This window comes from Streptomyces sp. NPDC052036, assembly GCF_040680495.1.
In the GTDB taxonomy this organism is placed as follows: Bacteria; Actinomycetota; Actinomycetes; order Streptomycetales; family Streptomycetaceae; genus Streptomyces.
The window spans coordinates 132,654-151,420 of record NZ_JBFAWW010000003.1 but is presented as its reverse complement, the minus strand read 5'-3'; the positions used below and the strand labels follow the sequence as shown (position 1 = coordinate 151,420).

Sequence of the window (18,767 nt, the reverse complement as noted above, 5' to 3'; positions counted from 1 at the left end):
TCAGACGGCGAAGCCGTAGTTCAGCAGCTTCTTCGCGTCGGCGGTGCGGTTGTCGATGGACGTCGCCGCCAGGACCGTACCGATGATCGTCTTGCCGTTGCGGGTCGCGGCGAAGACCAGGCAGTACTTGGCCTCCGGGCCCGAGCCCGTCTTCACGCCGATGGCGCCGCTGTAGGTGCCGAGCAGCGGGTTGGTGTTGGTCCAGTTGTAGTAGCGGTAGCCGTTGCTCTTGGTGGTGACCTTCTGCTTCGTCGACTTGGTGTTGACGACCGAGCGGAAGGTGGAGCTCTTCATCGCGTTGCTCGCGAGCTTCGTCAGGTCGCGCGGCGTCGAGTAGTTGTTGCCGTTGCCGATGCCGTCGAACGAGTCGAAGTGCGTGTTCGTCAGGCCGAGGCTCCGGGCGGTGGTGTTCATCTTGCCGATGAACGACTTCACACGCGCGGCGCGGGTCGAGCCGGAACCGTACTTGTCCGCGAGGGCGTAGGCAGCGTCACAACCGGAGGGCAGCATCAGCCCGTACAGCAGCTGACGCACGGTGACCTTGTCGCCGACGATCAGGTGAGCCTGGGAGGCATTGTTCGCGACGACGTAGTCGCTGTAGGCCTTCTGGATCGTGACCTTGGAGTCCAGGTTCAGGTTCGACTGGGACAGCACCACCTTGGCGGTCATGATCTTGGTGGTGGAGCCGGTGGACAGCTTCGAGTCGGCGGCCTTGGTGAACAGGCTCTTGCCGGTGCTGTTGTTCATCACGAACCCGCCCTTGGCGGTGATCGTGGGCTTTGTGACGGCCTGCGCGGGGGCCGCGGTGAGGGCAGCGGCGGTCAGTACGGCGCCGGTGGTGAACACTGCCGCGGCGGCTCGGCGAACTCGCGCACTCTTAATGCCGGTAATCAAGTTGAACGCTCCGATTGCGTCTCTGATGCACCATGTGCATCCAAATGCCCAAGGAGGGCGGCCAGATGACAGGGCCGCTTCATGGTGAGACACGTAACTAGCACAAAAGGATGTGCGGTTGCCGGGACGAATGTGGAGAGGGTTCCGGCGGGTCCATATCGTGGACGCACATCGGGTTGCGTACCTGTTGTATCTATGATGTGCGCATGCCTTCAGCGCCGTCCGCCGCCCCCGAGAAGCCGTCCGTCAAACAGCCACCCGCCGCCGACCGCGTGTACGCGCACGTCAAACAGGGCGTCCTGGAGCGCCGTTACGAGGGCGGGACACTGCTCACCGAGGGAGAGCTGGCCGAGGCGGTGGGGGTCTCCAGGACGCCGGTGCGCGAGGCGCTGCTGCGGCTGGAGGTCGAGGGGCTGATCAGGCTCTACCCGAAGAAGGGGGCCCTGGTCCTGCCCGTCTCCGCGCAGGAGATCGCAGATGTGGTGGAGACCCGTCAGCTGGTGGAGGCGCACGCGGCCCGCAAGGCCGTGCCCGCCCCGCCCACCCTGATCCACCGTCTGGAAGAACTGCTCGCACGCCAGAAGGAGCAGGCCGCCGCCGGGGACCTGGCCGGGGCGGCGCTCACCGACCGGACCTTCCACGCCGAGATCGTGCGCAGCGGCGGCAACGAGATCCTCTCCCGTCTGTACGACCAACTCCGCGACCGCCAGCTGCGGATGGGGGTGGCGGTCATGCACTCGCACCCCGACCGGATCGCCAAGACGCTCACCGAGCACGAGGAGATCCTCGACGCCCTGCGGTCCGGCGACGCCGAGGCGGCCGTCGACGCCGTCCATCGGCACGTCAGCTGGTTCTCCCACCTGGCGCGGGGTGAGGTGCGATGAGTTCCCGTTCCCTGAGCTCCCGCTCGGTCTCCCTGCCCGGGGATCCGCCGGGCGGCCGTCGTGCCGTCGCGGTGTGGATCATCGGTGTCGCGGTCTACTTCGTCGCTGTGATATTCCGCACATCCCTGGGTGTGGCCGGACTCGATGCCGCGGACCGTTTCCATGTGAACGCGTCCGCCCTGTCCACCTTCTCGATCCTCCAGCTCCTCGTGTACGCGGGCATGCAGATACCCGTCGGCCTGCTCGTGGACCGGCTCGGCACCAAGAAGGTGCTGACCATGGGTGTCGTGCTCTTCACGGCCGGCCAGGTGGGGTTCGCGTTCTCCCCGTCGTACGGCACGGCGCTCGCCTCCCGCGCACTGCTCGGCTGCGGCGACGCCCTGACGTTCATCAGCGTGCTGCGCCTCGGCACCCGCTGGTTCCCGGCCCGCCGCGGTCCGCTGATCGCACAGCTCGCCGGTCTGGTGGGGATGGCGGGCAACCTGGTCTCGACGCTCGTGCTGGCCCGGCTGCTGCACGGGATCGGCTGGACGGCCGCGTTCGGCGGCAGCGCGCTCGCCGGGGTCGTCGTCCTCGTGCTGCTCCTCCTCTTCCTGAAGGACCACCCCGAGGGCTTCGAGCCGGAGCCGTTCCCGCACCACGGGTCGGCGTACGTACGACGGCAGATCGCGGCGTCCTGGCGGGAACCCGGCACCCGCCTCGGTATGTGGGTGCACTTCACGACCCAGTTCCCGGCGATGGTGTTCCTGCTGCTGTGGGGCCTGCCGTTCCTGGTCCAGGCGCAGGGGCTGTCACGGGCGGCGGCCGGGGAGCTGCTCACGCTCGTGGTGCTGTCGAACATGGTCGTCGGCCTGGTCTACGGGCAGATCGTCGCCCGGCATCACCGGGCCCGGCTGCCGCTGGCGCTCGGAACGGTCGGGGCGACTGCGCTGCTGTGGGCGGCCACGCTGTTCTGTCCGGGCGCGCACGCACCGATGTGGCTGCTGGTCATGCTGTGCGCGGTGCTCGGGGCCTGTGGCCCGGCCTCGATGCTCGGCTTCGACTTCGCGCGTCCGGCGAACCCGCCGGAGCGTCAGGGCACGGCCTCCGGCATCACCAACATGGGCGGTTTCATCGCGTCCATGACGACGCTGCTGGCGATCGGTGTGCTGCTGGACGCGACCGGCGACGACTACACCGTGGCGTTCTCCGCCGTGTTCGTGCTGCAGGCGCTGGGACTGAGCCAGATCCTGCGGCTGCGCGGAAAAGCGGCGCGCAGGGAACAGGAGCGTCTGGTGGCCAGCCGGGTGGAGACGGTCCACGTGCCGGCCTAGGTCCTGTCGTGGCCTCGCCCGGCACGGCCGGGCGTCAGTGCCGCGGGGGTTCCAGGCCCAGCACCCGGTCCTTCAGCGCCGGGAACTGCTCCCGTGTGGACGCGACCTTTCCCGGGTCGAACTCCACCGTGAGGATCTCCTCGTCGGCGCCGGCCTCCGCGAGGACCTCACCCCACGGATCCACCACGATCGAGTGACCCGCCTGCGGAACTCCCGCGTGCGTCCCGGCCGTTCCACACGCAAGGACGTACGCCTGGTTCTCGACCGCCCGCGCCTGGGCCAGCAGCGTCCAGTGGGACCGGCGGCGCTCCGGCCAGCCCGCCGGGATCACGAGCGTCTCGGCCCCCGCGGCCACGAGTGAGCGGAACAACTCGGGGAAGCGGAGGTCGTAGCAGGTGGCGACGCCGATGGTCGTCTCCGGCAGGCGCACCGTCACCAGCTCGCTTCCCGCACCCATCAGCACGGCCTCGCCCTTGTCGAAGCCGAAGCGGTGGATCTTGCGGTAGGCGGTGGCCAGTTCACCGGAGGGGGAGAAGACGAGAGACGTGTTGTAGAGGGGGCCCTCAGGGGCGCGTTCGGGGATCGAGCCGGCGTGCAGCCACACACCCGCGTCGCTCGCCGCCTTCGCCATCGCCTCGTGGGTGGGCCCGTCGAGCGGTTCGGCCTCGGTCCCGAAGTCCTCGTAGGCGAAGGCGCCGGTGGTCCACAGCTCGGGCAGCACCACGAGATCGGCTCCGGCTTGATCTCGCACCAGGGACGCGGCTCGTCGTCGGCGTGACTCGACCGATTCGTCCTCGTCCACCCGGATCTGGATCAGGGAGGCGCGCACACTACCACCGTCCTGGCATTCGAGGGTTCTCTTCAGGCCTACGATCGTCACACGAAAGCACTGCCGGGGTGCCTCACAGGAGCGTAACTTAACGTCCCAAGACACCCGCCGACAGTCGCCTCCCGTCGACACAGCTGTCAACCGCCCGTGCTCCGACCTGCCCGAGGGGTCCCGTTCCGTGAGTCTGCATCCCACCCTCCAGCCCTACGCCGACGCCTGGACCCACTCGATCGAAGCGATATCAGAGCTGGTGCAGCCGCTCGTGGAGGGCGAGTGGAACCGACGGACGCCCTGCCCCGCCTGGTCGGTGCGGGACGTGGTCTCCCACGTCATCGGCATGGACTGCGAGATGCTCGGCGACCCCCGCCCGATCCACACGCTCCCGCGCGACCTGTTCCACGTCACGAACGAGCACCAGCGGTACACGGAGATGCAGGTCGACGTCCGCCGCCACCACACGGCGCCGGAGATGACGTCCGAGCTGGAGTACACGATCATCCGCCGCAACCGTCACCTGCGGAACGAGTCGCGGGACCCGGGCACCAAGGTGCGCGGACCGTTCGGCACCGAGCAGACGCTCGAGGAGGCCATGCGGTACCGCGCGTTCGACGTGTGGGTGCATGAGCAGGACCTGCGGACGGCGCTGGGGCGCCCGGGGAACCCGGACTCGCCGGGCGCGCTCATCACCCGGGACGAGCTGCTGGCCGCGCTGCCGAAGGTGGTGGCCGAGGGCGCCGGGGCGCCCCCTGGTTCGGCGATCGTCTTCGACGTGCACGGCCCCGTCGAGTTCCTGCGCACGGTCCGGGTCGACGCGGAGGGACGCGGCACGATCGACGGCACGCCCTCGCTGGGCCCGGCGGTGTCGCTCACGCTGGACTGGGAGACGTACGTCCGTCTCGCCTGCGGCCGCGTCACCGCGGACGTCGTGGCGGACCGCATCAAGGCGGAGGGCGACCCGGATCTCACGGCGGCGATCCTGCTGGCGTTCGCGGTCACCAAGTAGCCGACGCCACGGCAGGGGCGCCCGCCCTCGACGCCCTGCCGTGCCGGGTGGCTCCCTGCCCGCGATGTCCCCGGCGGGAACCACGCCCGGGCTGCCCGCTCGGCCTGGAGCCCCGGCCCGAAGTCCGGCGGCGCGCCCCCGCGGCGCGATCCGCCGGTCCGGTCCCGGGGTCGCTCAGTCCTCCTCCCGCTCCTTGTCCGCCAGGTGGATCACGCACACGGCCACCGCGATCAGCAGCGCCGGATCCGCGTCCTCGCGCACGATGTCGACGCCGTACGTCTCGCGGAGGGTCAGCCAGCGGCGGGAGATCTGCGCCAGCAGCTCCTCCTCGTACTCGACGGCGAACTCACGGTCGAGGATCTTGCCGCTGACGTCGAGTTCCGTGCCGTCCGCCAGCGAGACGCGGTAGTGGTTGCGCAGCAGGGACAGGCGCTTGCGCCTGATCCGGGCCAGCGGTTCGCCGTCGCGCTCGATGACCATCGTGTCGCGCAGGGCGAACATCTTCTGGTGGATGTCGATCAGGACGCGCCCCTGCGTGTCCTTCAGCTCGAACGTGTCCCGCAGCCGCATCGCCTTGCCGTCGACCAGGAACACCTTGTTGCCGTGCTGGTCCTCGATCCAGTAGTCGTCACCGAAGCCGAGGAGCCGGTCGCGTACGAGGAATCTCATACGAGGAGGGCTTCCCCCGTGGCCGGTCCGAAACTCCGTCGGCGGGCCGACGTACTCAACGCGGACGAGTCCCCCGCCGTCGGCGAGGGACTCGCGCACGAACCGCGCGGGGGGTGCGGGCGGCCGGACTACCGGTAGCCGTCCCGCGTGTCCCGCAGGTCCCGCCGGTCGCGCAGGTCTTCGTCGTCCTCGTCCCAGGACGAACGGTTGTCATCGTCGTGCTCCCGGCGCAGGCCGGCGCCCTCCACATCGCCGTCCGCCCCGCCGGACCCGCTCATGTCGGGGTCGCGCCGGCTCCGGTCGCGCCTGTCCTCGCCTGTGATCTCCCCGTGCTCGCGCTCACGGTCCCGTCGGCGGATCTGGTCGTCGATGTCTCGCGGCATGGAACTGCTCCCTTGCGATGGCCCCCCTGTCTGTCACGAGCATCTCTCCGTGACGGCATGTGCGCATCCCGTACGGGTACGGACCGTCACCGGGTTGTCCACAGGCTTCCCGGCTCTCCGCGCGCAGATGGCACCCTTGAGCCATGAACGACTCCGCACCGCGCCGCGTCCGTGTCCGTGCCCCCGAGCTGATCGGCAAGGGTGGCTGGCTGAACACGGGCGGAAAGCAGTACACCCTCGCCGACCTGCGAGGACGTATCGTCATCCTCGATTTCTGGACGTTCTGCTGCGTCAACTGCCTGCATGTCCTGGACGAGCTGCGCGAGCTGGAGGAGAAACACCGCGACACCGTGGTGATCATCGGCGTGCACTCGCCGAAGTTCGTCCACGAGGCGGAGCACGAGGCAGTGGTGGACGCCGTCGAGCGGTACGGGGTGGAGCACCCGGTCCTGGACGACCCGGAGCTCGCCACCTGGAAGCAGTACGCCGTCCGCGCCTGGCCGACGCTCGTCGTCATCGACCCCGAGGGATACGTGGTCGCCCAGCACGCGGGCGAGGGCCATGCCCACGCGATAGCGCGGCTCGTCGAGGAACTGGAGCAGGAGCACGCCGCGAAGGGCACCCTGCGCCGCGGCGACGGCCCCTATGTGGCGCCGGAGCCCGAGCCCACGACCCTGCGCTTCCCGGGCAAGGCGCTCCTGCTGCCGTCCGGCACCTTCCTGGTCAGCGACACCACCCGGCACCAGCTGGTGGAGCTGGCGGCGGACGGCGAGACGGTGGTGCGGCGCATCGGATCGGGCCTGCGGGGCTTCTCGGACGGCCCGGCCGACGTGGCGGCCTTCAGCGAGCCGCAGGGTCTGGCGCTGCTGGACGAGGGCGCGGTGGTCGTCGCCGACACGGTGAACCACGCGCTGCGCCGCCTGGACCCGGCGACCGGGGAGGTCACCACGCTCGCGGGCACCGGTGCCCAGTGGTGGCAGGGGTCGCCCACGTCCGGTCCCGCCCGGGAGGTGGACCTGTCCTCGCCGTGGGACGTGGCGGTCTTCGGCGGCCGGGTGTGGATCGCCATGGCGGGCGTGCACCAGCTGTGGACGTACGACCCGGAGACGGCCACGGTCGCGGTGTCGGCGGGCACCACCAACGAGGGGCTGGTGGACGGCCCGGGAGCCGAGGCGTGGTTCGCGCAGCCGTCGGGTCTCGCGGTCTCGGCCGACGGGGAGCGCCTGTGGCTCGCGGACTCCGAGACGAGCGCCCTGCGCTGGGTGGACCGGGACGGCGCGGTCCACACGGCGGTCGGCACGGGGCTGTTCGACTTCGGGCACCGGGACGGCGCGGCCGAGCAGGCCCTGCTCCAGCACCCGTTGGGCGTGACCGCGCTGCCGGACGGCTCGGTGGCGGTCAGCGACACCTACAACCACGCGCTGCGGCGCTACGACCCGGCGACGGGCGAGGTGACGACGCTGGCGACGGACCTGCGGGAGCCGTCGGACGCGGTACTCGTCGGTGAGGACATCGTGGTGGTGGAGTCGGCCCGCCACCGGCTGACCCGGCTGCGGCTGCCCGAGGAGGCGGTGCAGGTCGCGTCGGTCGCCCACCGCACTCAGCGCGCGGCGACCGAAGTGGCGCCCGGCGGGCTCCGGTTGGACGTCGTCTTCCAGGCCCCCGCCGGACAGAAGCTGGACACGCGCTACGGCCCGTCGACCCGTCTGCTGGTGTCCTCGACCCCGCCCGAGCTGCTGCTCCGGGGCGAGGGGGCCGGCACGGATCTCGCGCGCGAGCTGGAGCTGAACCCGTCCATATCGGAGGGTGTCCTGCATGTCTCGGCGATGGCCGCGTCCTGCGACGACGATCCGGCGAACGAGTATCCGGCGTGCCACGTCCACCAGCAGGACTGGGGCGTCCCGCTCCGTGTCACCGAGGGCGGGGCGGAGCGGCTTCCGCTGGTGCTGGCGGGCATGGACGCGGAGTAGGCGCCCGGGCGGCCGGGCGCGGGGTCAGACCCCGTACCCGCCGTATCCGTCACTGTGACGGTGCCGTTCCTCCTCGACGACGGGGGTGGGCGGCACCACGACCCGCCTCCGGCGGTAGATGCTGCTGAACGTGGCGACACCGATCAGCCCGGCGATCATGAATATGACGCCGACGAGGTGAAGGTTGACGCCCTGCATGTGCCAGTCGGTCGCAAACGCGAGGATGGCCCCCACAGCGATCAGGATGATGCATCCACCCAGGCCCATTGGTCCTGCCCTCCCTGTGGGTCCGGTCCTTCCGGCCCCGAACCCGGGTACCCGGGAGGGCGGTGGGCATGCCGGGGTGATCTCACGGGCGCCCGAGCGAACGCCCTGAACGTTCTGAACGGCCGGAACGCCGTGGACAGCCGGAACGCTCTGAGCGCCCTGACGGGCCGGGCCGCCGTGGGAGGGGCGGGGCCCCTCAGCCCTCCAGGAACGCCACCAGTGCGTTCGCCAGCAGGTACGGGTCGTCCGCGGCGCACAGTTCGCGGGCGCTGTGCATCGAGAGGATCGCCGCGCCGATGTCGACCGTCTTGATGCCGTGGCGGGCCGCCGTGATGGGGCCGATGGTCGTGCCGCAGGGCATCGCGTTGTTCGAGACGAAGGTCTGGAAGGGGACGTTCGCCTTCTCGCAGGCCGCGGCGAAGATCGCGCGGCCCGAACCGTCTGTGGCGTAGCGGTTGTTGACGTTCACCTTGAGGATGGGTCCGCCGCCCGCGCGCGGGTGGTGGGTCGGGTCGTGCCGCTCCGGGTAGTTGGGGTGGACGGCGTGCCCGGTGTCGGAGGACACACAGACCGAGCCGGCGAAGGCCCGGGCCCGGTCGTCGTAGGAACCGCCCCGGGCGAACACCGAGCGTTTCAGCACGGATCCGAGCAGCGGGCCGTCGGCGCCGGTGTCGGACTGGGAGCCGTTCTCCTCGTGGTCGAAGGCCGCGAGCACCGGGATGAAGGAGAGGGCGCCGCCGGAGCCGGCGACGGCCGTGAGCGCCGCGGTGGCCGCGTGCACGGACAGCAGGTTGTCCATCCGCGGGCCCGCGACCAGCTCCTTGTCCCGGCCGAGGTAGGCGGGCGGTTCCACGGAGTGGGTCATCAGGTCCCAGCCCGTCACCTCACCCGAGGACAGGCCCAGCTCCTGTTCCAGGAACGCGATGAGGTCTCCGTCGCGCACCTCGTCGCCCAGGCCCCAGACGGGCTGCAGATGACGCTGCTTGTCCAGCTTCAGTCCCTCCGTGGAGACCGAGCGGTCCAGGTGCACGGCCAGCTGGGGCACGCGCAGCAGCGGTCTGTCGATGTTCACGAGGCGGGTGGCGCCGTCGCGCAGGGAGAGCCGGCCGGACAGGCCCAGGTCGCGGTCCAGCCAGGAGTTGAGCAGCGGGCCGCCGTAGATCTCGACCGCGATCTGCCGCCAGCCGTGGGCGCCGCTGTCCGGTCTCGGCTTGACCCGCAGATTCGGGGAGTCGGTGTGTGCGCCGACGATCCGGAACGGCGTGTGCGCGTCGGCGCCCTCGGGGACGTACCAGGCGATGATCGCGCCCCCGCGGAGCACGTACTTCCCGCCGCTCGTGCCGTCCCACGCGTCCGTCTCCGAGACCTGCCGGAAGCCGGCCTTCTCCAGCCGCTCGGCGGCGTGCGCCACGGCGTGGTACGGCGACGGGCTGGCCGCCAGGAAGGACATGAGGTCGTCGGTGTGGCCGCGGTCGAAGCGAGGGCTTGAGCTCATGGGTTCACCTTAACGACGGGCGAGGGCCCGCTCCCGTTGATGGGGAGCGGGCCCTCGTAAGGGGGATGTGGAGGTTGGCCGACGCCAGGGGCGGCCCGGCCGGCCCGGCGGACAGGGCCCGGCCGGCCGAACGGACGCGCCGCGTCCGGCGCGCTCCTAGAACGCGGCCTCGTCCAGCTCCATGAGGTCCAGGTCCACGCCCTCGGCCACCTTGCGGGCCAGGGTCACGCCCGGCAGGACGTTGGCCGCGAAGAACTTCGCCGCCGCGATCTTGCCGGTGTAGAAGGGCTTGTCCTTGGCGGAGGCCGTCTCAAGCTTCTCGGCCGCGACCGCGGCACCCTTGAGCAGCAGGTAGCCGACGATCACGTCACCGGAGGCCAGCAGCAGGCGGGTGGTGTTCAGGCCCACCTTGTAGATGCTCTTGACGTCCTCGGCGGTGGCCGCGAGGTCGGTCAGCATCAGGCCGACGATGGCCTCCAGCTCCACGGCCGCCTTGGCCAGGTGGTCGCGGGCGCCTGCCAGCTCCTCGCCGCCGGTCCCGATCGCCAGGAACTTCTTGATGTCCTCGGCGAGCGAGTTCAGCGCGGCGCCCTGGTTGCGGACGATCTTCCGGAAGAAGTAGTCCTGGCCCTGGATCGCGGTAGTGCCCTCGTAGAGGGTGTCGATCTTGGCGTCGCGGATGTACTGCTCGATCGGGTACTCCTGCAGGAAGCCGGAGCCGCCGAAGGTCTGCAGCGACTGGGCGAGCTGCTCGTAGCCCTTCTCGGAGCCGTAGCCCTTGACGATCGGCAGGAGCAGGTCGTTGAGGGCGTGCTCGGTCGAGGCGTCCTCGCCGTTCGCCTCCTTGACCGCGATCGCGTCCTGGACGGTGGCGGTGTAGAGGACGAGCGCGCGCATGCCCTCCGCGTACGCCTTCTGCGTCATCAGCGAGCGGCGCACATCGGGGTGGTGGGTGATGGTGACCTTGGGCGCGGTCTTGTCCATGAAGTTGGCCAGGTCCGGACCCTGGACGCGCTCCTTGGCGTACTCCAGGGCGTTCAGGTAGCCGGTGGACAGCGTGGAGATCGCCTTCGTGCCGACCATCATGCGGGCGAACTCGATGATCCGGAACATCTGGCGGATGCCCTCGTGCCTGTCGCCGATCAGCCAGCCCTTGGCGGGGTGGCGGTCGCCGAAGGTCATCTCGCAGGTGTTGGACGCCTTCAGGCCCATCTTGTGCTCGACGTTGGTGGCGTAGACGCCGTTGCGCTCGCCCAGCTCGCCGGTCTCGAAGTCGAAGAGGTACTTCGGGACGAGGAAGAGGGACAGGCCCTTGGTGCCGGCGCCGGCGCCCTCGGGGCGGGCGAGGACGTAGTGGAGGATGTTCTCCTCCATGTCGTGCTCACCGGAGGTGATGAAGCGCTTCACGCCCTCGATGTGCCAGGAGCCGTCCGCCTGCTGGACCGCCTTGGTGCGGCCGGCGCCGACGTCCGAGCCGGCGTCCGGCTCGGTGAGCACCATGGTGGAGCCCCAGGTCCGGTCGACGGCTATCTGCGCGATCTTCTTCTGGACCTCGGTGCCCTCCTCGAAGAGGATGCGGGCGAACGCCGGGCCCGAGGAGTACATCCACACCGCCGGGTTGGCGCCGAGGACCAGCTCCGCGTACGCCCAGATCAGGGACGGCGGGGTGACGGTGCCGCCGAGCTCCTCGGGCAGGCCGAGGCGCCAGTACTCGGAGTCCATGAAGGCCTTGTAGCTCTTCTTGAAGGACTCGGGGACCGGGGCGGTGTTGGTCTCGGGGTCGAAGACCGGCGGGTTGCGGTCGGCGTCGACGAAGGACTCCGCCAGCTCGTTCTCCGAGAGGCGGGTCAGCTCCTCGAGGACGCTTTTGGCGGTGTCCGTGTCCATCTCCGCGAACGGGCCGGTGCCGTACAGTTTGTCGCGACCGAGCACCTCGAAGAGGTTGAACTCGATGTCGCGGAGATTCGACTTGTAGTGCCCCATGGCGACGGCTCCGTAGAGAGATCGGCGAGGCACTGACTCCTCGCATGCGGTTCAGGCGTACTGGCAAGTAGCACCGATGATGCTACCCGTCGGTAATAAGAATCAACCCCTCGTGGGCCATATGTGGCCCACTACTCTTTGGGGCATGTACGGCTACCAGAACGCGGGCGCGCAGCAGCAGTACGCCTCACCGCAGCAGCAGATGCCCGGGCAGCAGATGCCGGGCGGGCAGATGCCCGGCGGATACGGCCAGCAGCCTCCGCTGTATCCCGAGCCGTCGCCGCCGTCGCTCGCGGACGCGGTCCGCGCGTTCACCACGGGGTCGATGTCCGCCGAGGACTTCCAGCAGATCTTCGCCACGTCCAAGGTGTACTGCCCGCGCGGCGACAACCCCGGGTTCCTGGCGCTGCACAACACCCAGCAGCCGGTGATCCCGATGTTCACCTCGCTGAAGGAGCTGCGGCGGTACGCGGGCAAGGAGTCCAAGTACTTCGTGATCACCGGGGCGGAGGTGATCGACCTGCTGCCGACGGGGTACGGGTTCGTGCTCGACATGGAGGGGGAGCACCGGATGGTGTTCGACGCGAAGGCGGTCGAGCAGATGGTGGAGTTCGCGATGCGGCGCATGTACGGCTGACCGTGCCGGGCCGGGCGGCCCGGAGCCGCCCGGAAATCCCTCCTCGCTTGTCACGGCCATGCCATAGAGTTCCCCTGGCAGCCGCGCCCCGCGCGCCACCGCTCTCATGCGGTCGCGTCCGGGTGTCGCGCGGCGCTCTCATCTCCCGGGCGTTCCGGGATCTTTTGTGGGGGTTCATCACTGTGCGCATGCGCAGCACTTCGGCCGCGACGGCGCTCGCGGTCCTCTTCAGCTCGGTCGCGCTGAGCGTCGCCGCGGCGGGCTCCGCCTCGGCCGAGCCGGCCGTCCTCGCCCAGCCCGTGGGCCTCGTCGCGGACGGCGCCCTCCAGCGTGTCTTCGTCGCCGACCAGGACAACGGACGGATCCTGGCCACCGACTACAACGGCACCCTGGTCGACCTGAACGTCGGCTTCGGCCGCCCCAGCGACCTCGCGCTCTCCGACGACGGTCGCACCTTGTACGCGTCGCTGCCGACCACCCACGAGATCGTGGCCCTCGACGCGGCCGACCTGCAGGTCAAGACCCGCTACGACCTCGGCGCCGGCACCGACCCGCGCGAGGTCGCCTTCGCGGGCGGACGGCTCTGGTTCTCGTACCGGGTCACCGCTGACGACGGCTTCCACGGCAACCTGGGCTCCATCGACCCCGCCGTCACCGACGCGGCCGCCGCGGTGGCTCTCGGACAGCTCCCGGACACGGTCGCCCCGTACTACGACGCGGCGGTCCTCGACGCCGACCCGTCCGTGCCCGGTCTGCTGTCCGTCGCCGACAGCGGCGACAGCCCGGGCGCGCTGAACGTGCTCGACGTCTCCGGGGCCTCCCCGAAGCTGGTCGCCAAGAGCGACGGCGGGCAGTACTTCGGCGACATCGACCTCGTACCCGGCACCTCCCAGGTGCTGTGGAACGGCTCCCGGAAGCTCTCGTACGCCGACGGGACCTTCACGGAGGCCGGGGAACTCGCGGAGACGGGCTGGTCCGGCGATGTCTCGCCGAGTGGTCTGATCGCCCAGGCCTACGACCGCCATGTGTCCGTCTACAAACCGGGCGCCACCACCCCGGTGCGCCGCTTCGACACGGGGACGTCCTCCAGCATCGGCGAGGTGGCGTGGGCCCCCGACTCCTCGCGGCTGTTCGCCCTCGCCGGTACGGGAAGCACCTTCACCCTGAAGGCGTACACCGGCCCGTCGCTGAGCGTGCCGAGTCTCACGGTCGACGCGCCCGCCTCCGCGACCCGCGCCAAGCAGCTCACGGTCAAGGGCAGGATCACGGCCAACGTGCCGCTCCCGGCGGGCGCGAAGCTCGCGGTCACCCGCACCGACCTGGACAGCACCGGCGGCAAGGCGCTCCCGGCCGTCACGGTGAAGGCGGACGGCACCTACTCCTTCACGGACACCCCGCCGGCCGGCGGCACGGTCACCTACAAGGTCGGCTACGCGGGCGACGCCGAGCACACGTCGGCCTCCGCCTCCGACAAGGTCGCGGTCTCCCGCGCCGCGACGACGCTGAGCCTGAACAACAACGGCAAGCTGTACGACTACGGCGCCGACGTGAAGTTCACCGCCCACCTCGGCACGACCTACAAGAACCGCAAGGTCGACATCTACGCGGACCCCTACGGCTCGGACAAGCCGAAGAAGCTGGTGAAGTCCGGCACGGTCAACAGCGGCGGCTATCTGTCCGTGACCCTGGACATGTCCCGCGACACGGCCGTCACCGCGGTCTTCGCGGGCGACTCCCGGTACCAGCCGAAGACGGTCAAGGTCGATGCGTACGCCCGCGTCAGGATCTCCACGGCCGTCGCCCGGCACTACAAGACGGCCAAGATCGGCTCGACGTCGTACTACTGGTTCCACAAGAACACCGACCCGCTGCTCACCACGAGCATGACCTACTACCCGGGTCGCCGGCAGCGTTTCGACCTGCAGGTCTACTACGGCGGCAGGTGGTACTCGGCCGACTCCGAGTACTTCTCGCTCGCCACGAACGGCAGGTCGGCCGTGAGTCTCGAGGCGCCCGGCGAGGCCGGGATCAAGGCGCGGATGCGCTCGGTCTACGTCAGCGGCTCCTCCGGTGACACCGTGAACTCCACGACGTACGGGGCCTGGAAGTACCTGTACTTCAGCAACTGAGCAGGCCGAGGCGACTGCCGCGGCGACGGGAGCCCGGAGGGAATGTCCTCCGGGCTCTTCGTGTTGGGGCTGGCAGAAAGTTCAACCATCAACTAAAGTGGGAGTACAAGGAGGTACCAGACATGCCTGCAGTGACCGTTGAGAACCCGCTGACCCTTCCCCGTGTGGTCGCGCCGACCGACGCGGTGTCCCGTCCCGTGCTCGGTGTCACGACCGCGCCCAGCGGATACGAGGGCGAGGGATTCCCGGTCCGCCGGGCGTTCGCCGGGATCCACTACCGCCACCTCGACCCGTTCATCATGATGGACCAGATGGGCGAGGTGGAGTACGCGCCGGGCGAGCCCAAGGGCACCCCCTGGCACCCCCACCGGGGCTTCGAGACCGTGACCTACATCATCGACGGCGTCTTCGACCACCAGGACTCCCACGGTGGTGGCGGCACCATCACCAACGGCGACACCCAGTGGATGACGGCGGGCTCGGGCCTGCTGCACATCGAGGCTCCGCCGGAGTCGCTCGTCGTGTCCGGCGGCCTGTTCCACGGCATCCAGCTCTGGGTCAACCTGCCCGCCAAGGACAAGATGATGGCCCCGCGCTACCAGGACATCCGCGGTGGCCAGGTCCAGCTGCTGACCACCCCCGACGGCGGCGCGCTGATCCGCGTCATCGCCGGTGAGCTGGACGGCCACGAGGGCCCCGGTGTCACGCACACGCCGATCACCCTGATCCACGCCACCGTGGCGCCGGGCGCCGAGGTCACCCTGCCCTGGCGCGAGGACTTCAACGGCCTCGCGTACGTCCTGGCCGGCCGCGGCAGCGTGGGTACGGAGCGCCGTCCGATCCACCTCGGGCAGACCGCCGTGTTCGGCGCGGGCTCCTCGATCACCGTCCGCGCGGACGAGAAGCAGGACTCCCACACGCCGGACCTGGAGGTCGTGCTGCTGGGCGGGCAGCCGATCCGTGAGCCCATGCAGCACTACGGCCCGTTCGTGATGAACACCCGCGAGGAACTCCAGCAGGCCTTCGAGGACTTCCAGAAGGGGCGTCTCGGCAGCATCCCCGCCGTGCACGGGATGACCGACGGCGGTCCGCAGGACGCCTGATCGGCGGCCCGACGCCGGGCAGGGTCTGATACGGCGGTCTGATACGGCGTCACCCGGGCGGGCTGTCCGCACAGGACAGCCCGCCCTTCGCATGATCGGGTGGGAGGGTGCAGCTCCTTCCCGAGCCCGTACGCCGCCTCGCTGCCTGGTGCGCCGCCGCCCTGCTGGTCGCCGGGGTCGTCTGGATCGTGATCCGGCTGTGCGGGCAGTTCCGTACGGCCGTCGTGCCGGTGCTGCTCGCGTTGCTCGGCACCGCGCTCCTCGGGCCGCTGCACCGATGGCTCGTGCGGGTCGGCGTCCACCGCTCGCTCGCGGCCGGGATCACCTGCGTCGCGGTGGTGACGGTGGTCGGCGGGGCCGTGTACATCGTCGTCGCCGCGCTCGTCGACACCGGCGACCAGATCCTGGCCTCGCTCAAGCGGGCCGCGAAGTCGGTCGCGGGGTACTTCGGGGCGGCCGGCACCTCGCTGGACGACCTGACCACCAACTCCAAGGAACTGATCTCCAAGTTCGGCGGCAGCGCCGCCTCCAACGTGATCAGCGGGGTCGGTGTCGTGGCCGAGTACATCGCCATGGCCGTACTGGCCCTGCTGCTCGTCTTCTTCTTCCTGCGCGACTCCCACCGCGTGGCGGACCAACTGCGCTCGCTCGCCCCGCGCGGCTCCGCCGACACCGTGGAGGCGGTGGCGCGGCGGGCCTTCGAGTCCGTCGAGGGGTTCATGCGCGGCACCACGGTCATCGCGCTCATCGATGCCACGCTGACCACCGTGGGGCTGCTGGTGCTGCGGGTGCCGGGGGCGATCGGGCTGGGCGCGCTCGTCTTCGTGGGTGCGTACATCCCCTATCTCGGCGCCTTTCTCTCCGGCGCGGTCGCGATCCTGGTCGCCCTCGCGGACCGCGGGCTGGTCATCGGGCTGTGGGCGCTGGGTGTCGTCGTCGCCGTACAGGTGCTGGACGGACATGTGCTGCAACCGGTGGTGCAGAGCCGGACCGTGCGGATGCACCCGGCCGCGGTGCTGCTGGCGCTCACCGCGGGCGCGTCGGTCGCCGGGATCCTCGGGATGCTGCTGGCGGTACCGCTGACCGCGGCGGCGTTCGGCGTCGGGCACGAGCTGCGGTCGCGCTACGGACGCGAGGAGCCGGAGGCCCGGAAGGAGCCGCCGGGCGCGTGACGGCCCCTGACGCCCGCGCCCCAGGACGGCACCCGCGGCGGTCTCGGAAGCCGCCCGGGGAGGGCCTCGCGGAGCGTCGAGCGTCGATCGGCGGAGCGTCGCCCGCTGATCAGGGGGAGGTGACGGCGGGGCGGCCGGTACCCTTGGTAGGTCCGGGCCGTGCCCGCCCGGAGGCGCCGGGGCGAGCGACCCCGGGAAGACCCGAACCGCGAAGACTGGATGAACGACGATGCATCGGTACAGGTCCCACACCTGCGGCGAGCTCCGCGCCTCTGACGTCGGCAGCGACGTCCGGCTGAGCGGCTGGCTGCACAATCGGCGCGACCTGGGCGGCATCCTCTTCATCGATCTGCGCGACCACTACGGCATCACGCAGCTCGTCGCCCGCCCCGGCACGCCCGCCTACGAGGCGCTGGACAAGGTCTCCAAGGAGTCGACCGTCCGTATCGACGGCAAGGTCGTCTCCCGCGGCACGGAGAACGTGAACCCGGACCTGCCGACCGGCGAGATCGAGATCGAGGTGAGCGAGGTCGAGCTGCTCGGCGCGGCCGCCCCGCTCCCCTTCACGATCAACACCGAGGACGGGGTGAACGAGGAGCGGCGCCTGGAGTACCGCTTCCTGGACCTGCGCCGCGAGCGCATGCACCGCAACATCATGCTGCGCACCGCGGTGATCTCCTCCATCCGCCGCAAGATGGTGGCGATGGGCTTCAACGAGATGGCGACCCCGATCCTCAGCGCCACCTCCCCTGAGGGCGCCCGCGACTTCGTCGTCCCCTCCCGTCTGAACCCGGGCAGGTTCTACGCGCTGCCGCAGGCCCCGCAGCAGTTCAAGCAGCTGCTGATGATCTCCGGCTTCGACCGGTACTTCCAGATCGCGCCCTGCTTCCGTGACGAGGACGCCCGTGCGGACCGTTCGCCGGGCGAGTTCTACCAGCTCGACGTCGAGATGAGCTTCGTCGAGCAGGAGGACGTCTTCCAGCCGATCGAGAAGCTGATGACGGAGATCTTCGAGGAGTTCGGCGGTGGCCGTCACGTCACCTCCCCCTTCCCGCGGATCCCGTTCCGTGAGGCGATGCTGAAGTACGGCTCCGACAAGCCGGACCTGCGCGCCAAGCTGGAGCTGGTCGACATCACCGACATCTTCGAGGGCTCGGAGTTCAAGGCCTTCGCGGGCAAGCACGTGCGCGCGCTGCCGGTGCCGGACGTGTCGGCGCAGCCCCGCAAGTTCTTCGACCAGCTCGGCGAGTACGCGGTGGAGCAGGGCGCGAAGGGCCTGGCCTGGGTGCGGGTCGGCGAGGACGGCTCGCTGACGGGCCCGATCGCGAAGTTCCTGACGGAGGAGAACGTCGCGGAGCTGACAAAGCGGCTCCAGCTGGCCGCCGGCCACGCGGTCTTCTTCGGCGCGGGCGAGTTCGACGAGGTCTCGAAGATCATGGGCGCGGTGCGGGTGGAGGCCGCCAAGCGGGCCGGCCACTTCGAGGAGGGCGTCTTCCGCTTCTGCTGGATCGTCGACTTCCCGATGTACGAGAAGGACGAGGAGACCGGCGCGATCGACTTCTCGCACAACCCGTTCTCCATGCCGCAGGGCGGCTTGGAGGCCCTTCAGACCCAGGACCCGCTGGACATCCTGGGCTGGCAGTACGACATCGTCTGCAACGGTGTCGAGCTGTCCTCCGGCGCGATCCGGAACCACGAGCCGGAGATCATGCTCAAGGCGTTCGAGATCGCGGGCTACGACCGCGAGACCGTCGAGGAGAAGTTCGCGGGCATGCTCCGCGCCTTCCGCTTCGGCGCCCCGCCGCACGGCGGCATCGCCCCAGGCGTCGACCGCATCGTGATGCTGCTGGCCGACGAGCCCAACATCCGCGAGACCATCGCCTTCCCGCTCAACGGCAACGCCCAGGACCTGATGATGGGCGCGCCGACGGAGCTGGAGGAGGCGCGGCTGAGGGAGCTGCACCTGTCGGTGCGCAAGCCGCAGCCGAAGTAGCAGTCCCGGGGAGCGGCCCGAAGGGGCGGCTGAGCGAGGCGGT

At 70.1% G+C, this 18,767-nt stretch carries 16 protein-coding genes; 9 read left to right on the top strand and 7 right to left on the bottom strand.

Annotated elements, in window-relative coordinates:
• Positions 1–894 (bottom strand): serine hydrolase, encoded by an 894-nt coding sequence (locus AB0L95_RS07000; protein ID WP_365158134.1) that lies wholly within the window; start codon positions 892–894, stop codon positions 1–3.
• Between the two features lie 206 nt (positions 895–1,100).
• Here AB0L95_RS07000 and AB0L95_RS06995 point away from each other — a divergent pair, with 206 nt between their 5' ends.
• Together AB0L95_RS06995 and AB0L95_RS06990 are read left to right on the top strand one after the other, a co-directional pair.
• Complete coding sequence (locus tag AB0L95_RS06995; protein WP_365158132.1) at positions 1,101–1,778, top strand: GntR family transcriptional regulator; 678 nt, start codon at positions 1,101–1,103, stop codon at positions 1,776–1,778.
• Positions 1,775–3,091, top strand: a complete 1,317-nt coding sequence (locus AB0L95_RS06990) for an MFS transporter (RefSeq protein WP_365158129.1) — start codon at positions 1,775–1,777, stop codon at positions 3,089–3,091. The genes AB0L95_RS06995 and AB0L95_RS06990 overlap by 4 nt, the downstream gene beginning before the upstream one ends.
• A gap of 34 nt (positions 3,092–3,125) precedes the next feature.
• On the opposite strand, the gene AB0L95_RS06985 is transcribed toward AB0L95_RS06990, so the two are convergent.
• Complete coding sequence (locus tag AB0L95_RS06985; protein ID WP_365158126.1) at positions 3,126–3,920, bottom strand: carbon-nitrogen family hydrolase; 795 nt, start codon at positions 3,918–3,920, stop codon at positions 3,126–3,128.
• Positions 3,921–4,098: 178 nt separating this feature from the next.
• Here AB0L95_RS06985 and AB0L95_RS06980 point away from each other — a divergent pair, with 178 nt between their 5' ends.
• Entirely contained in the window at positions 4,099–4,923 is an 825-nt protein-coding gene (locus AB0L95_RS06980) for a maleylpyruvate isomerase family mycothiol-dependent enzyme (RefSeq protein WP_365158124.1), read from the top strand.
• A gap of 174 nt (positions 4,924–5,097) precedes the next feature.
• Here the strand turns inward: AB0L95_RS06980 and AB0L95_RS06975 are convergent, their stop codons facing one another.
• Together AB0L95_RS06975 and AB0L95_RS06970 are read right to left on the bottom strand one after the other, a co-directional pair.
• Positions 5,098–5,592 carry an LURP-one-related family protein gene (locus AB0L95_RS06975; protein WP_311693665.1) on the bottom strand — a complete coding sequence of 165 codons (495 nt, stop codon included), beginning with the start codon at positions 5,590–5,592 and terminating at the stop codon, positions 5,098–5,100.
• 128 nt (positions 5,593–5,720) lie between these two features.
• Positions 5,721–5,975 carry a hypothetical protein gene (locus tag AB0L95_RS06970; protein WP_365158121.1) on the bottom strand — a complete coding sequence of 85 codons (255 nt, stop codon included), beginning with the start codon at positions 5,973–5,975 and terminating at the stop codon, positions 5,721–5,723.
• 143 nt (positions 5,976–6,118) lie between these two features.
• On the opposite strand from AB0L95_RS06970, the gene AB0L95_RS06965 reads away from it, so the two are divergent.
• Entirely contained in the window at positions 6,119–7,945 is a 1,827-nt protein-coding gene (locus AB0L95_RS06965) for an NHL domain-containing thioredoxin family protein (protein ID WP_365158118.1), read from the top strand.
• 24 nt (positions 7,946–7,969) lie between these two features.
• Here AB0L95_RS06965 and AB0L95_RS06960 read toward each other — a convergent pair whose 3' ends face one another.
• The 3 genes from AB0L95_RS06960 to AB0L95_RS06950 all read right to left on the bottom strand — a co-directional run bounded on the left by AB0L95_RS06960 (position 7,970) and on the right by AB0L95_RS06950 (position 11,690).
• Positions 7,970–8,212 (bottom strand): DUF6458 family protein, encoded by a 243-nt coding sequence (locus tag AB0L95_RS06960; protein WP_365158116.1) that lies wholly within the window; start codon positions 8,210–8,212, stop codon positions 7,970–7,972.
• Positions 8,213–8,408: 196 nt separating this feature from the next.
• A complete protein-coding gene (locus tag AB0L95_RS06955; protein ID WP_365158113.1) occupies positions 8,409–9,707 on the bottom strand; it encodes a M18 family aminopeptidase in 1,299 nt (432 codons plus the stop codon).
• 156 nt (positions 9,708–9,863) lie between these two features.
• On the bottom strand, positions 9,864–11,690 hold the full coding sequence (locus AB0L95_RS06950; protein WP_365158737.1) for an acyl-CoA dehydrogenase: 1,827 nt from the start codon (positions 11,688–11,690) through the stop codon (positions 9,864–9,866).
• Positions 11,691–11,835: 145 nt separating this feature from the next.
• Here AB0L95_RS06950 and AB0L95_RS06945 point away from each other — a divergent pair, with 145 nt between their 5' ends.
• From AB0L95_RS06945 to aspS, 5 genes are all read left to right on the top strand, one after another.
• Positions 11,836–12,327, top strand: a complete 492-nt coding sequence (locus AB0L95_RS06945; RefSeq protein ID WP_234512551.1) for an SseB family protein — start codon at positions 11,836–11,838, stop codon at positions 12,325–12,327.
• Positions 12,328–12,515: 188 nt separating this feature from the next.
• Positions 12,516–14,456 (top strand): Ig-like domain repeat protein, encoded by a 1,941-nt coding sequence (locus AB0L95_RS06940; RefSeq protein WP_365158110.1) that lies wholly within the window; start codon positions 12,516–12,518, stop codon positions 14,454–14,456.
• A 122-nt stretch (positions 14,457–14,578) separates the two neighbouring features.
• A complete protein-coding gene (locus AB0L95_RS06935) occupies positions 14,579–15,559 on the top strand; it encodes a pirin family protein (protein WP_365158107.1) in 981 nt (326 codons plus the stop codon).
• A gap of 107 nt (positions 15,560–15,666) precedes the next feature.
• Positions 15,667–16,731, top strand: coding sequence for an AI-2E family transporter (locus AB0L95_RS06930; protein WP_365158104.1), 1,065 nt, complete (start codon positions 15,667–15,669; stop codon positions 16,729–16,731).
• 229 nt (positions 16,732–16,960) lie between these two features.
• The gene (gene aspS / locus AB0L95_RS06925; RefSeq protein WP_365158101.1) at positions 16,961–18,724 is read left to right on the top strand and encodes an aspartate--tRNA ligase; all 1,764 of its coding nucleotides are present in this window, start codon (positions 16,961–16,963) and stop codon (positions 18,722–18,724) included.
• The last annotated feature ends 43 nt before the right edge of the window (positions 18,725–18,767 follow it).